At 62.8% G+C, this 12,521-nt stretch carries 14 protein-coding genes; 7 read left to right on the forward strand and 7 right to left on the reverse strand.

Features of this window, described 5'->3' with window-relative positions; translation table 11 throughout:
- Positions 1 to 244: 244 nt before the first annotated feature.
- The 3 genes from B5D62_RS22265 to B5D62_RS22275 are packed head-to-tail and all read right to left on the reverse strand — an operon-like array spanning position 245 to position 1,978.
- Positions 245 to 946, reverse strand: a complete 702-nt coding sequence (locus B5D62_RS22265) for a winged helix-turn-helix transcriptional regulator (RefSeq protein ID WP_139374020.1) — start codon at positions 944 to 946, stop codon at positions 245 to 247.
- A complete protein-coding gene (locus B5D62_RS22270; RefSeq protein WP_085936146.1) occupies positions 943 to 1,341 on the reverse strand; it encodes a hypothetical protein in 399 nt (132 codons plus the stop codon). The genes B5D62_RS22265 and B5D62_RS22270 overlap by 4 nt, the downstream gene beginning before the upstream one ends.
- 10 nt (positions 1,342 to 1,351) lie before the next feature.
- Positions 1,352 to 1,978 carry a glutathione S-transferase gene (locus B5D62_RS22275; RefSeq protein WP_085936147.1) on the reverse strand — a complete coding sequence of 209 codons (627 nt, stop codon included), beginning with the start codon at positions 1,976 to 1,978 and terminating at the stop codon, positions 1,352 to 1,354.
- Positions 1,979 to 2,051: 73 nt separating this feature from the next.
- Between B5D62_RS22275 and B5D62_RS22280 the strand changes: the two genes are divergently transcribed.
- The 6 genes from B5D62_RS22280 to B5D62_RS22305 all read left to right on the forward strand — a co-directional run bounded on the left by B5D62_RS22280 (position 2,052) and on the right by B5D62_RS22305 (position 6,739).
- Positions 2,052 to 2,360: a TfoX/Sxy family protein gene (locus B5D62_RS22280; RefSeq protein ID WP_218191216.1), complete on the forward strand. Its 309-nt coding sequence runs from the start codon at positions 2,052 to 2,054 to the stop codon at positions 2,358 to 2,360.
- 131 nt (positions 2,361 to 2,491) lie between these two features.
- Entirely contained in the window at positions 2,492 to 2,908 is a 417-nt protein-coding gene (locus B5D62_RS22285; RefSeq protein WP_085936149.1) for a mercuric transporter MerT family protein, read from the forward strand.
- Positions 2,909 to 2,926: 18 nt separating this feature from the next.
- Positions 2,927 to 3,214: a heavy-metal-associated domain-containing protein gene (locus B5D62_RS22290; RefSeq protein WP_085936150.1), complete on the forward strand. Its 288-nt coding sequence runs from the start codon at positions 2,927 to 2,929 to the stop codon at positions 3,212 to 3,214.
- A gap of 18 nt (positions 3,215 to 3,232) precedes the next feature.
- Positions 3,233 to 4,672, forward strand: coding sequence for a mercury(II) reductase (gene merA, locus B5D62_RS22295; protein WP_085936151.1), 1,440 nt, complete (start codon positions 3,233 to 3,235; stop codon positions 4,670 to 4,672).
- 163 nt (positions 4,673 to 4,835) lie between these two features.
- Positions 4,836 to 5,351, forward strand: coding sequence for an organomercurial lyase (gene merB, locus B5D62_RS22300; protein ID WP_085936152.1), 516 nt, complete (start codon positions 4,836 to 4,838; stop codon positions 5,349 to 5,351).
- Positions 5,352 to 5,387: 36 nt separating this feature from the next.
- Positions 5,388 to 6,739 (forward strand): IS3 family transposase gene (locus B5D62_RS22305; protein ID WP_139374021.1). Its coding sequence is split into 2 segments (ribosomal slippage): positions 5,388 to 5,724 and positions 5,724 to 6,739, totalling 1,353 coding nucleotides; the frame shifts between segments, so codons are not numbered across the junction.
- A 128-nt stretch (positions 6,740 to 6,867) separates the two neighbouring features.
- On the opposite strand, the gene B5D62_RS22310 is transcribed toward B5D62_RS22305, so the two are convergent.
- Genes B5D62_RS22310 through B5D62_RS22325 form a run of 4 tightly spaced genes read right to left on the reverse strand, consistent with a single transcriptional unit; the run spans position 6,868 to position 10,500 of the window.
- Positions 6,868 to 7,578, reverse strand: coding sequence for an ABC transporter ATP-binding protein (locus B5D62_RS22310; RefSeq protein ID WP_085936153.1), 711 nt, complete (start codon positions 7,576 to 7,578; stop codon positions 6,868 to 6,870).
- A 2-nt stretch (positions 7,579 to 7,580) separates the two neighbouring features.
- Complete coding sequence (locus B5D62_RS22315) at positions 7,581 to 8,714, reverse strand: ABC transporter permease (protein ID WP_085936154.1); 1,134 nt, start codon at positions 8,712 to 8,714, stop codon at positions 7,581 to 7,583.
- The gene (locus B5D62_RS22320) at positions 8,711 to 9,874 is read right to left on the reverse strand and encodes an efflux RND transporter periplasmic adaptor subunit (RefSeq protein WP_218191218.1); all 1,164 of its coding nucleotides are present in this window, start codon (positions 9,872 to 9,874) and stop codon (positions 8,711 to 8,713) included. Before B5D62_RS22320 ends, B5D62_RS22315 begins: the two co-directional genes overlap by 4 nt.
- The gene (locus B5D62_RS22325; RefSeq protein ID WP_085936155.1) at positions 9,871 to 10,500 is read right to left on the reverse strand and encodes a TetR/AcrR family transcriptional regulator; all 630 of its coding nucleotides are present in this window, start codon (positions 10,498 to 10,500) and stop codon (positions 9,871 to 9,873) included. Before B5D62_RS22325 ends, B5D62_RS22320 begins: the two co-directional genes overlap by 4 nt.
- A gap of 414 nt (positions 10,501 to 10,914) precedes the next feature.
- Here B5D62_RS22325 and B5D62_RS22330 point away from each other — a divergent pair, with 414 nt between their 5' ends.
- Positions 10,915 to 12,195, forward strand: a complete 1,281-nt coding sequence (locus B5D62_RS22330) for an adenylate/guanylate cyclase domain-containing protein (protein ID WP_085936156.1) — start codon at positions 10,915 to 10,917, stop codon at positions 12,193 to 12,195.
- The last annotated feature ends 326 nt before the right edge of the window (positions 12,196 to 12,521 follow it).

Genomic DNA, 12,521 nt, shown 5'->3' on the forward strand with positions numbered 1-12,521 from the left:
TAGTGGGCGACGAGACCAGGCTTGAATATGCGGTGGTCGGCGAGGTCGTGAACATCGCCGCCAAGCTTGAGAAGCTTACGAAACGGGACGGCGCTCATGGTTCGAGAAGCGACCCGCGCGCTCAGTCGAAGGCATCGCGGACGCGCAGAATCTCGTTGCGCTCTCGATGACACGCCCTTCATCCAGTCGGACCACCCGTTCCAGGCTGCCAACATCTCTGGCGTTGGCGTTCGAAATTCGTAGGTTAAGAAAGCGAACTTCTTCTCCGCGTGTCTTTCTTCTTGACCGAAGATCGCGCAGTCAACTCGAACATGCTTGGCAGCGCCCGCACTGCGTGAAGCGATCCTTCGACGCGCGCCAGCCTTTTGGACACCGCCTGCTCGAGTGGCAGCTGGGTCGAGAGAATGAGTAACAGCGTGTCGAAGTGGGTTTCGATGGTGGCACTGGCCGCGCCGTCCCCGCGAGCGAGCGTCGTGCCATGAGGGCCACCTTGCACGAGGAAGCTAGCGGACTTGCTGCCTTGGGTCACACGTAGCGCGATCGTGCGCGCCGGCGTCGGCGTCTGGCGGGCAATCGCCTCAAGGGCGAGCAGCACCCAGTCGGGCTCGAAGGTGTCGTCCGGACGCTGCGGGAAGAGAAAGTGGCCGCCCCAGCGGATGAGCTCGCGGATCGCAGGCTTCAGCGTCAGTCCGACGGGCGTCAACTCGTAGGTCTGGGCGTTGAAGGGCGCGGGAAGGGTGGCGCGCCGCACGACGCCGCTCCCGATCAAGGCATTCAGTCGACCGGTCAGAACCGTCGGGCTGACGCCGCTCAATCGCTCGACGAGGTCGCCGAAGCGTTTGGGGCCGAGCAGCAGCTCGCGTACGATGAGCAGCGTCCAGCGCTCGCCGACGATCTCGGCAGCTCGGGCAAGGGCACAGAATTGAGGATAATGGGTTTGCGTCACCTGCGATGGGCCAAGGCGATCAATGGGCCGACGACGATGAACTGAACGAGCGTGAAGCCGGTCTCCAACGTCAGATAGAGCGGCACCGATGTCATCACGTTCTTGGCGGCGACCGCCAGCGTCGTGAACGACCACGACAGCAGGCCGATCGCCAGCCCGTAGAGCAGGCCGTTCCTCAGGACTGACTGACGTTTCGCGAAGACGCGAGGATAGACCCAGGAGAAGAGCACGCCCTGGACCAGCATCGACAACAGACCGAGCGGCACGATGACGTCGTCGCGATACATCGCGAGCGCATGGTAGGACGGCGCGAAGACCGTCAGGTGCCAGGGATAGGCGATGACGAAGGTCGGCACGACGTAGGCGACGACGCCGAGCCCGAAGGCACGCGACATTCCGGCGTCCTCAGGCCGCAACCTTGCGCCCGGCGTAGTACGCCTTGACGGCCGGATGTTCCTTCACGCGGTCATGGTGCTCGACGAGCCGCGGGGCGACGCGGTCGGGCAGATCGACCGGCACGTGATCGAGCCGTCCGGATCTCAGATGGCTGATCCAGACGAAGACCTTGAGATCCGCGACGGTGAGCCGGCCGTCGGCGAAGTACTGGCCGCCATGCGCGACGAGGCGGAGCTGCAGGCGATCGAGTGAAAAAGCGAGCGGCCCAGCCGCCAAGCTCTCGCGTTGTGCCTTCTTTTCGGCCGCCGGCAGGGACATGGTGCTCCATACCCTGGTGGCGACTTCCTCGACGGCGTCCATTGCTTCGTCGCAGAGTGCCGCCTGCCAGGCATCGTCCGGATAGAGCCCGGCGAGCTTGCCGACGTAGCGGTTGATGCCGTTGGACTGCGCCACTGTCTGGCCGTCCAGCTCGAGCACGGGCAGAGCGCCGAATGGCGTGTCGGCCTTGCGGTCCGGCCAGTCGGCGAACTTCACGCGATCATCCGCGAACGGCACCCCACCGATGACCATGGCCAACCGCGCAGCCTCGCCGCGTGCGCCGTCGATATCGAAATAGACGAGCTTCAGTTTGTTCATGGTATACTCCTAAAAGCGGAGTATATAATCCATAAAACGGAGTCAAGCTCATCTCATGCCCCATGATCCGCACTTGGCCGACCGCATGCGCGCGGCGCTGGCGCGCCGCAAGGGCATCAGCGAACGCGCGATGTTCGGCGGCATCTGCTGGATGCTGAACGGCAACATGCTGTGCGGCGTGGAGGTCGGCCGCTTCATGTTTCGGGTCGGCAAGGAGCTGGAGGCTAAGGCGCTGGCGAAGCCCGGCGCGTCGCCCATTGTCTTTACTGGGCGACGGATGGGCGGCCTCGTTTGGGTCGACGAAGCGGCCTGCCGAGGTCGTGCGCTCGCAGGCTGGATTAAGCTTGCCTCACGTTTTGTCGCCACGTTGCCAACGAAATAAGGGCGCCAACGACGAACAGACCAGTCACGGTCTTCATGGCCCGCTCACGGTTTTGTGCAATGGGCCCACTTGAACCTGTAGTGGCTACAGACCCTACATTTGCGTCCAGGCCAATACAGGGCAAGACGTCAATGACCATCCAAGCCGAAGACCAAGGACTGCAAAGCGCCGATCTGTCATCGCGCTCCAAATTCGGTGACAAGGCGACGCTCTTGTCAGTTGGCGGCATTCTGGCGGCGCTGGGAGCCGCGAGCTGCTGCGTCGTGCCATTCGGGCTGTTCTTCGCTGGCGTGAGCGGCGCCTGGATCGGCAACCTCACGGCCCTCAAGCCTTATCAGCCTCTGTTCGTCGCCCTTGCCGTCGGCTGCCTCGCCGCAGGGTTCTACTTCGTCTATCGCAAGCCCAAAACTGCCCAGTGCGCGGAGGGTTCCTACTGCGCTCGGCCGTCATCGCATAGCGTGAGCAAGATTGGCCTGTGGATCGCGACTGTCCTCATCGTCGTCGCTGTAGGCTTCCCTTACCTGGCTCGCTTCCTTTTAGACGCCTAGTCCAATCGGAGACCTTCCATGAAGAGTCTTTCAATCGCTGCGCTAGCCGCAACGGCCCTGTCGGCAAATATGGCTGCTGCCGCCGAGCGAACCGTCACGCTCGACGTCGCCAACGCCACATGCGAGCTCTGCGGCCCGATCGTCAAGCGCGCCCTCAATCGCGTACCAGGCGTGCTCGATGTGCAGATCACGCAAAAGGAGGAGTCGGCCCTTGCCAAGGTACGCTTCGACGACAGCCGCGCGAGCACAGCGGCTCTCATCACGGCCACGACCAATGCAGGCTACCCCTCACACGTCGAACAGTAAAATGAGAAGGGGGGCACCATGAGCGACTGCTGCGCCCCAGGCGTAAGGAATGCAAATGGCCGCTACGATCTTGTGGTCGTGGGCGCTGGCTCGGCTGGATTCTCGGCGGCGATCGCAGCTGCGGAAGAGGGCGCTCAGGTCGCGCTTGTCGGACACGGCACGATCGGCGGGACTTGCGTCAATGTCGGCTGCGTACCGTCGAAGACGCTTATTCGAGCGACGGAAGCGGTGCATCAGGCGAATATCGCATCCGAACGCTTCGCAGGCGTCGAAGGCCACGGCCGCGTATCGAATTGGTCACGGGTGGCGGCGCAGAAAGACGACCTTGTTTCCGGACTACGACAGACGAAGTACATCGATTTGTTGCCGGAATACAACAACGTCACTTACAATGAATGCGCCGCGAGACTTGTCGACGGCGGCGTCGACGCTGACGGGAAGCTGCTTAAGTCTGACCGCATTGTCATCGCCACTGGAGCGCGGCCCAGCGTTCCAGTGATCTCCGGGATCGAAACCGTCGATTTTCTCGACAGTACGTCGGCGCTTGCGCTCACCGAGCTACCGCGCTCGATGATCGTACTTGGCAGCGGCTATGTAGGAGCAGAACTCGCGCAGATGTTCGCCCGGGCGGGCGTGGCCGTGACACTCATCTTTCGCAGCCGTCTCCTACCCGAAGCAGAACCCGAAATCGGCGAGGCGTTGACGCGCTATCTGGCGGCCGAGGGGATCCAGATCGTCAGTGGTGTGGCCTATCGATCGGTGGACAGGACCGACGCCGGTGGTGTGGTAGTCGCTTACTCCCGAGGCGGACACCCGGAAGCGATCACTGCTGATCGTCTTCTCATTGCCACCGGCCGTACGCCGAACACCGAGGGCCTGGGCTTGAGCGAAATGGGCGTGGGGCAGGAGCCTTCTGGCGCAATTATCGTCGATGATCGCATGCGCACCTCGCGAGCAGGCGTCTATGCGGCCGGCGACGTGACGGGCCGGGATCAGTTCGTCTACATGGCGGCCTACGGCGCCAAGCTCGCGGCCAGGAATGCCCTGAACGGCAACAGCCTACGTTACGACAGCGCTGCCATGCCCGCCGTCGTGTTTACCGATCCGCAGGTTGCCAGCGTCGGGCTCACGGAGGCGCGAGCGCGCGCTCTGGGCCACGATGTGCGGATGTCGGTGCTCAGCCTCGACAACGTTCCGCGCGCCCTTGCCGCACGCGACACGCGCGGCCTCATCAAGCTGGTGGCCGATGGGAGAACCCGGAAGTTCCTAGGTGCGCATATTCTCGCGCCGGAAGGGGCCGACAGCATCCAGACGGCGGCGCTGGCGATCCGGGGTGGGCTGACGATCGACGATCTTGCCGACACGATCTTCCCCTATTTGACCACAGTCGAAGGTCTGAAGCTCGCGGCCCAGACATTCGACCGCGATGTCAAGAAGCTGTCCTGCTGTGCCGGATAGCGCCACCGAAATCAGGCCGGGCATCTTCCGCCCGGATTGGTCCGCGATCGGGAAGCCTGCAGCCCGCCATGCCCTGGCGGGACGCATCGCTGCACGTGCCGGGCTCCTGGACCGATGGTCAGGCAAGCTCGGCGCGGACTAGGATCTCGTTTCGCGGGCGACATTGCTGCTCTATGCAGACTTCGGGCGGGCGCCACAGAACGCCGACCTCGTAACCAAGACCGGCCTCCCGGCGGCCAGCGTGCCTGCCCTGCTCGATGAATTGGAAGCGCGCGACCTTCTCGAGCTCGACCGCGAGTCAGGACAAGTTCGCCTGGCTTATCCGTTCACGCAAGCAAGGACCGAGCACCAAGTCGATCTCAATGGGCGGACGCTTTATGCCCTCTGCGCTATCGATGCACTCGGAGCCGGCGCGATGTATGGCGTCGACACCGCTATTCAATCGCAGTGCCGTCACTGCGGTCAGGCCATTCGGCTAAGGACCACCAGGGCAGGCCTGCGCTGGAAATCGTCGAGCCGCTGGGGAGCGTCGTTTGGTATGACTTCGCCTACGATGGCAGCGCTTCCACTTCGTGCTGTCCTTCTATTGCCTTCTTTCGCTCAGACGATCATCTGGAGCAATGGCAAGTATGTTCGGCGTCAGGGCCGTTGTTACGGATTTAGGGTCTTGAGGAACTGAGGATTTCCGGCTCATCGTCACCGTGAGGGGACCGAGATGAGAGAGAAATCCACGACGGCCAAGTCGCCGTCTGAACGGCTTGTGAAGACCATCCGCCGGGCGACCCGCAAGCACTATTCAGCCGAAGAGAAGATCCGGATTGTGCTGGACGGCCTGCGGGGCGAGTCGAGCATTGCCGAGCTGTGCCGCCGCGAGGGGATCGCGGAGGGACTTTATTACAGCTGGTCGAAGGAGTTCCTGGAAGCCGGCAAGCGCCGGCTGGCGGGTGACACGGCGCGGGCGGCGACGAGCAGCGAGGTGACCGACCTGCGCCGTGAAGCGCGGGCCCTGAAGGAGGTTGTGGCCGAGCAGGCGCTTGAGCTGCGTCTGCTGAAAAAAAGCATGATCGCGGATGGGGGAGACGGGGAATGAGATACCCCGGCTCCGAGAAGCTGGAGATCATCCGCCTGGTCGAGCAATCGCATCAGCCGGTTCGGCGAACCCTGGCCATGCTCGGTATCCTGCCGATGACGTTCTATCGCTGGTATGCCCGCCTGCAGACGGGCGGGCCCGAGGCACTGGAAGACAAGCCGTCCCGGCCCCGGCGGGTATGGAACAAGATCCCGCAGGAGGTCCGGGAACAGATCGTCGAACTGGCGCTGGACGAGCCGGAGCTCTCCCCGCGGGAGGTGGCGACGCGCTTCACCGATGTGATGAAGTACTTTGTATCTGAGGCATCGGTTTATCGGCTGCTCAAGGCGCACGACCTGATCACCAGTCCGGCCTTCATCGTCGTCAAGGCGGCCGATCAGTTCAAGGACAAGACGACGGCGCCGAACCAGCTATGGCAGACCGACTTCACCTACCTGAAGGCGATCGGTTGGGGCTGGTTCTACCTGTCGACAATCCTCGACGACTTCTCCCGTTACATCATCGCCTGGAAGCTGTGCACGACGATGAAAGCCGAGGATGTAACCGACACACTGGAGCTGGCGCTCACAGCATCAGGCTGCGAGAGCGCCCAGGTTGCCCGTCGGCCACGTCTGCTAAGCGATAACGGTTCCTCGTACATCGCCGGCGATCTGGCGGAATGGCTCGAGGACCGCGGCATCAGGCACATCCGGGGCGCACCCTTCCATCCCCAAACTCAGGGCAAGATCGAACGCTGGCACCAGACGCTGAAGAACCGCATCCTGCTCGAGAACTACTATCTGCCCGGCGATCTCGAGGCCCAGATCAACGCCTTCGTCGATCACTACAATCACCAGCGTTACCACGAGGCCATCGCCAATCTAACACCGGCCGACGTCTACTTCGGGCGCGGCCAAACCATCCTATTGGAACGAGAAAGGATCAAACGACAGACCATCCAACGCAGACGCTTGAACCACCGTGCAATCGCCGCTTAACATCAATCAGCAGATGCGCAGGACCCTCTCTTCTAAATAGACCCCAGCCGTAACAATTTATCTGACGACGGACAGCATTTGTCGCTACTTGCAAGGGCGTCATAGGGGAGATTCTGAATCGCCTGCGCTCATCCTTCTGCCTCCTGATCGAGGCGGCCATCGCGCAAGTGAAAGATGCGGTCGAAGCGATCGAAGATCTTCTCGTCATGCGTGACGGCAATGATGGCCGCCTGCTGCTCGACGGCGAGCTTGCGCAACAGGTCCATGACGATGCCGGCACGCTTCGAATCAAGCGCCGCAGTCGGCTCGTCGGCCAGAATGATGCGTGGCCGGTTGGCGAGTGCCCGCGCAATGGCAACACGCTGTGCTTCTCCACCCGAGAGCTTGGCTGGAAAAGCGGTCTTGCGGTGACCAACCTCGAGATAGTCGAGCAGTTCGACGGCTCGCCGGTGGGCCACTCTGGTGTTCGCGCCGGCGAGACTTAGCACGACGGCCACGTTGTCGGTGGCATCGAGGAACGGCAGAAGGTTGTGGAACTGAAAGATGAACCCGATCTTGTCGAGCCTCAGTCTTCGCAAATCAGAACGGAGCCACCTGCCATCGTAGACGACATCGCCGTCGAGCTGCATCCAGCCGCTAGACGGTGCGAGAACGCAGCCTATGGTATTGAGGAGAGTGGTCTTGCCCGAACCCGATGGCCCGAGCAATGCCACCACTTGGCGGGGGAAGACCTCAAGCGACACGTCCTTTAGCGCATCGACGCGCGTCTCGCCCTCGCCAAAATGCTTCGAGACGTTGCGTAGTCTGACCAGCGGCTCTTGCGGGACGCTCTCGACCATGCTCAGCCCCCGAGCGCAATGGCGGGGTCGACGCGCAATGCCGCGCGCACGCCCAGTCCGCTCGAGAAGAGGCAGACGAGGAAAACGACGGCCGCCAGCACGAATATATTGTCCGGTTCGAGAACGACACGCCGGGGAAAGTAGTCCTTGACGTTCAGGATCAGCGTTGCGCCGATCGTGAAGCCGATCAGGCCGAGCGCCAGCGCCTGCTGCACGATCATTCCAATGATCGTGCGATCCGGCGCACCGATGAGCTTCAAGGTGGCGATCTGCTTGAGCTTTTCCATGGTCATCGTATAGATGATCAGCGCGATGATAACGGCCGAGACGACAAGCAACAGCGAAGTGAAGAGACCGATCTGGCGCCGCGCCCGATCGACGAGGGACTTGGTCAGGATGCCCTCCTGCCCCTCCTGCGTGATCGCGGAGAGATGCTTCCAGCGGTTGACCGCCTCGGCAACACTCTCCGGCGTTGCGTTCGGCAGCAACCGCGCCACGACGGCGTTGACGGTATCCAGGTTGGTTCTTGCCGTGCCGCGCGCGAGCTGCTGTCGCGCGGCGGGCGGGGCCAAGTCGAACTGCAGCTTTTGCGCATCCAGCAGCGAAATGTAAACAGCAGGATCGCCACCCGAGTTTACCTGCTGCTCGGTCAGGCCGATGACTGTGAATGTCTCGCGTCCCAGCTGAAGTCGGTCACCGAGCGCCAATCCCGCGCTGAGGTCGGCTACGAGTTCAAAATGGCTGGCTGCAAGGCCGCGCCCGGCGACCAGGCGCGGCGGCCCGCCGAGCCTGCCAGGCTCGTAGCCGATGACGTAGAGGCGCAGCTTGCCCGACATGTGCTCAGTTTCGACGGTCTGGTAGGTAATGCTGCCGGCTTGGGCGACACCACCGAGTCGGGCGATCGCTTCCCGCGTGTCGCCCGGAATGCGAGAAGCTTCGGCGAATGGCCCCCGGGTGCCGGATTCGACAACCCATAGGTCGACTGCTGGCGCGCGCGCGATCGTAAGCGCTTCGATGACTAGGCCGCGGTAGATGCCGATCATGGCCAGCACCACTCCGAGCAGCAGGCCAAGGCCTGCGCAGGTCAACAGAAAGCGCCCGAGGCTATGGCGGACATCGCGGTAGGCGAGGTTCATTTGCCGGTCTCCGCGATGACGCGTGCCGCGCGGCCTCCGCGAAAGCCCGCGCCAGGTGCAGCGACGATCTTGGCATGGTCGGGCAGGCCGCCCACAACCTCGAGTCGCGCATCCTCGGTGCGATATCGGAAGATGAGCACGCGACGTTCCAGTAGTCCGTTCTCGACTGTCCAGACCGTGCCGGTGGTCCCATCGAAGCCCCGGACGGCCGCCTCCGGCACGAGCAGCGCATGATCGAGATTGGCCACGGTGATAAGCACCTCGGCCTGCTCACCGAGATGGAACTGCGGCGGACACTGTCCGCATTTGACATAGACACGCCGTTCCTCGTTGACGCGATCACTTTCGATGCCAATGCGGACCACTTTCGCCTCGAAGCGCTGCTGCGGCAGCGAGCGCAAACGCACGATTGCCGGCTGGCCCTCCGCGATCGGCCCGGCGCGCGCTTCGTCGATGTAGGCCAGTCCCCATACCGTCTCGGGGGCGACCAGAGTGAAGATCGGATCGCCCGGCTTTATGACGGTGCCGAGCTCCTTGTGCCGCTCAACGACCATGGCGTCGAAGGGAGCGATCAACACATATTGCGCGAGGAGCGCCTCTTCCACCTGGAGCTGTGCGCGCGCGTCCGCCAGGAAGGCATTGGCAACCTCCGCCTCTGCGAGCGCTACCGTGAGATCCGCCTTGGCGACACCCTCGTCGCGCTGCGTTTCTTCCGCAGTTTGCTCGGAGACGACCTTGCGGTCGGCAAGCTGCTGCACGCGTCGATTGGTAGCCTGCTTTTGGGCAAAGACGGCGCGCGCCTTGGCGATGTTGGCGTCCACCTTCGTGAGACCTGCCTCGGCACTGAGCACGATGGCCTTCGCCCGTACGACCTTGGCCTCTTGAGCGGAGGCGTGAAGCCGTGCGAGGACGTCGCCCTTCTTTACGATGTCGCCATGATCGGCCCGTAACTCGACGATCGCCGCGCCGATCTCGAAGCCGATCTTTGAAACAATGCGCGCTTCGACAGTGCCGAGGCCGAAGACGCGCACCGGTACGTGCTGCTCGGGGGCTACGACCGTCACCGAGACGGGACGCATGTGGAGAAAGAGGCCAACAGAGGCTGCGCTCGCCGCCAGGACGATGGCCACAGAAAGATAGGACAGCAGGCGCTTGTTCACCTGGGCCTCCTGTTTCGCGTCGTAGTCGCCGGCAGGGGGGCGAACCCGCGCAACTGGATGTCCAGCAGACGGCCTCCCTCTTTGGCCAGGCCGAATGCCCGCCCGCTCAGAGACCACCGTAGAGCCAATCCTTGGATCAAGCCGATGATGAGCAAGGCAGCATCGTCGGGGTCGAGATCATCGCGGAACTCTCCGACGTCGCGCGCCTGGGCGATGCATCGGGCCACCAAGCCGCCAAAGCGCCGCATGAGCCCAAACAGGGCCTTCCGGAGAGCCACATTCCTCGAATGCAGTTCTCGCGAAAATAGGATGGCGGGGATCGCCGGCGTGGACTGGATCAAGCGCAATTGCACGGCGACAAGACAGCGCAGCCGCTGCGCCGGCGTGCCGTTACACTGGGCCGCTTCGGCCCAGCCCGCTTCCATTGTCTTGCCGATGTAGTCGGTGATCGCATCCCACAGATCCTGCTTCGTCGCGAAATGCCGAAAGATGGCCGGCTGTGTAAGGCCCACGTTCCGGGCCACCGTTGCCGTCGTGAGGCGGTCGGGGCCCAACTCGCCCGCCAGGCGAAGGCTCGCCTGCACGATTTCCAGCCTCCGGGCCTCGGCAGACTTCCTGATGCGCATGGCCAATTTCAGTAGTGAGTTATTGGTAACTAACTAGGAATGCGCCAAACGGGCGTCAAGGGGATGGATCGTAAGCCGTAAAGACCTTGCGGACATTCACGGCCCGCGATGTGCGCCGCGCTCGCGAGCATCGATGAGGACCGTCGGCTCGTCAGCCATCAGCTTCGACAAATCGTGTGGGGACATCAGAACGTGGCCGCTCATGGTAATTTCCCCGAAGGCAAAACGATGCGACCACGGCTGTTAGCGGACATTGATGCAGGTCAAGGCCGCGGCTTGGGTGTCTCGCTCATTCTTTTCTAAACTGGGTCGCGCAGTCGGTCGTCAACCGGGTAATCACAGCGCCAGTTGGCGTGGTGGGCTGATGATTTGCCAAGAGCTGCCGCGCCTTTGCCCGATTACTGGTAGGGGAGCATGGCCGAGCAGAAAACCAGCGTGAGCCAGCCCCGCGAGGCGCCACGGCGTGTCCCGCTACCCGCTGGCTTGGTCACCATTGCCGATCACACCAGTTTGCCGCCGCCGGCCGACGGCCTGTCGCTTTCCGACTGGTTGATCGAAAAAGCGAGCCGCCGCACGCAGCTCTATGAAGTGATCGATGAGCTTTGCTGGCGTCTCATCGATGCCGGCGTTCCGATCTGGCGATCGACTCTCCATCTCGCCACGCTCCACCCGCAGCTGCGCGCCTATGCCGTCCGATGGTGGCATGACGCCGGCCTTGTGGAGGAGCTATCCGTCCTTCACGGCATGGAGGAGACCGGCGCTTATCGCAATAGCCCGGTACCTCTGGTCATGGAGCGGGGTGAAATCGTGCATCGACGCCTGGGTGACGCGGAGGCACTTGAATTTCCCGTCCTGGCGGAGCTCCGCGCCCGTGGCGGTACGGACTATATCGCCATGCCGGTGACCTTTTCGAATGGCCGCCATCAGTGTCTGACCTTCGCGACCGATCGGGCGGACGGGTTCACCGATACCCACGTTGCACGACTTACCGAACTCAGTCGGCTCCTCGCTCTCGTCCTGGAACTCCACGCCACAAAGCGCATGGCGCGTGACCTTCTCGGAATCTACCTCGGGCGCGAAGCGGGCTCTCGCGTTCTCGACGGTGCTATCCGCCGCGGCATGACCGAGCGAATTGAAGCGGCGATTCTGGTTGCCGACATGCGTGGTTTCAGCGCCCTATCGCGAACGCTCGGCGGCGAGCAGACTATCACTTTGCTCGACGAGTTCTTCGCCGCCGTTGTTGAACCTATCCAGGCACGCGGCGGAGAAGTCCTGAAATTCGTCGGCGACGGCCTCATAGCAGTCTTTCCGCTTGCAACGAGCCGAAACCTTGAAGTTGCGGTGCATCACGGCCTGGATGCTGCGCGCGCCGCTCTTGTAGCCATTGACCGGCTGAACGCAGAACGCGCCAAGGCCGGGCTATCGTCGATCGGCATCGGTATTGCGCTGCATGTCGGTGAGGTTCTCTTCGGGAACGTTGGCGCACCCGACCGCCTAGACTTCACGGCGATTGGCTCGGCGCTGAATTTCACAACCCATCTCGAGGCGCTCAACAAGTCATTGGGAAGCCGGCTCGTGGCTTCCCGCGAATTCGCGATCCACTGCGCCGAAGAACTGACCTCTTTCGGATCGCACGTCCTGCCAGATTCGCTCGATAGTTTCGAGGTCTTTGGGCTTCGAGGCCGCTCGAAATAGGGGTACTTGCATGACGAGCAGGGCCCTTGTCGTTCCCTTTCTGCGCAGTACGCGCGTGCTCGGCTGACATCGCCGTCCTTCACGCGAACGACCGGCGCCCAGTCTCCAGTGCGAGCCCCGCCAGCAGTCGCAATGGCTCGTCGTGCAGTGCCTCGGCCTCTGTATCTCGGGGAGCGGCCAACTCGACCACCTCTTCGTACTGGCTGTTCGGCAAGGTGGTGCGGCCGTCTTCGTCGATGACGGTGCCAGGCTCATAGACGTCCTATGGATCGCACGCGTGTGTCCCATGTCGACCTGCACGGGTAGCTTCTGGGCCACATACGGAA

Source organism: Enhydrobacter aerosaccus (assembly GCF_900167455.1).
Classification (GTDB): Bacteria; Pseudomonadota; Alphaproteobacteria; order Reyranellales; family Reyranellaceae; genus Reyranella; species Reyranella aerosaccus.

Bases quoted from the DNA above. Each gene is read 5' to 3' on its own strand.
- merA (WP_085936151.1), top strand. From the start codon at position 3,233: ATGAGCGACTGCTGCGCCCCAGGCGTAAGGAATGCAAATGGCCGCTAC.
- B5D62_RS22275 (WP_085936147.1), bottom strand. From the start codon at position 1,978: ATGAACAAACTGAAGCTCGTCTATTTCGATATCGACGGCGCACGCGGC.
- B5D62_RS22315 (WP_085936154.1), bottom strand. From the start codon at position 8,714: ATGAACCTCGCCTACCGCGATGTCCGCCATAGCCTCGGGCGCTTTCTG.
- B5D62_RS22325 (WP_085936155.1), bottom strand. From the start codon at position 10,500: ATGCGCATCAGGAAGTCTGCCGAGGCCCGGAGGCTGGAAATCGTGCAG.
- B5D62_RS22270 (WP_085936146.1), bottom strand. From the start codon at position 1,341: ATGTCGCGTGCCTTCGGGCTCGGCGTCGTCGCCTACGTCGTGCCGACC.
- B5D62_RS22330 (WP_085936156.1), top strand. From the start codon at position 10,915: ATGGCCGAGCAGAAAACCAGCGTGAGCCAGCCCCGCGAGGCGCCACGG.
- B5D62_RS22290 (WP_085936150.1), top strand. From the start codon at position 2,927: ATGAAGAGTCTTTCAATCGCTGCGCTAGCCGCAACGGCCCTGTCGGCA.
- B5D62_RS22285 (WP_085936149.1), top strand. From the start codon at position 2,492: ATGACCATCCAAGCCGAAGACCAAGGACTGCAAAGCGCCGATCTGTCA.
- B5D62_RS22310 (WP_085936153.1), bottom strand. From the start codon at position 7,578: ATGGTCGAGAGCGTCCCGCAAGAGCCGCTGGTCAGACTACGCAACGTC.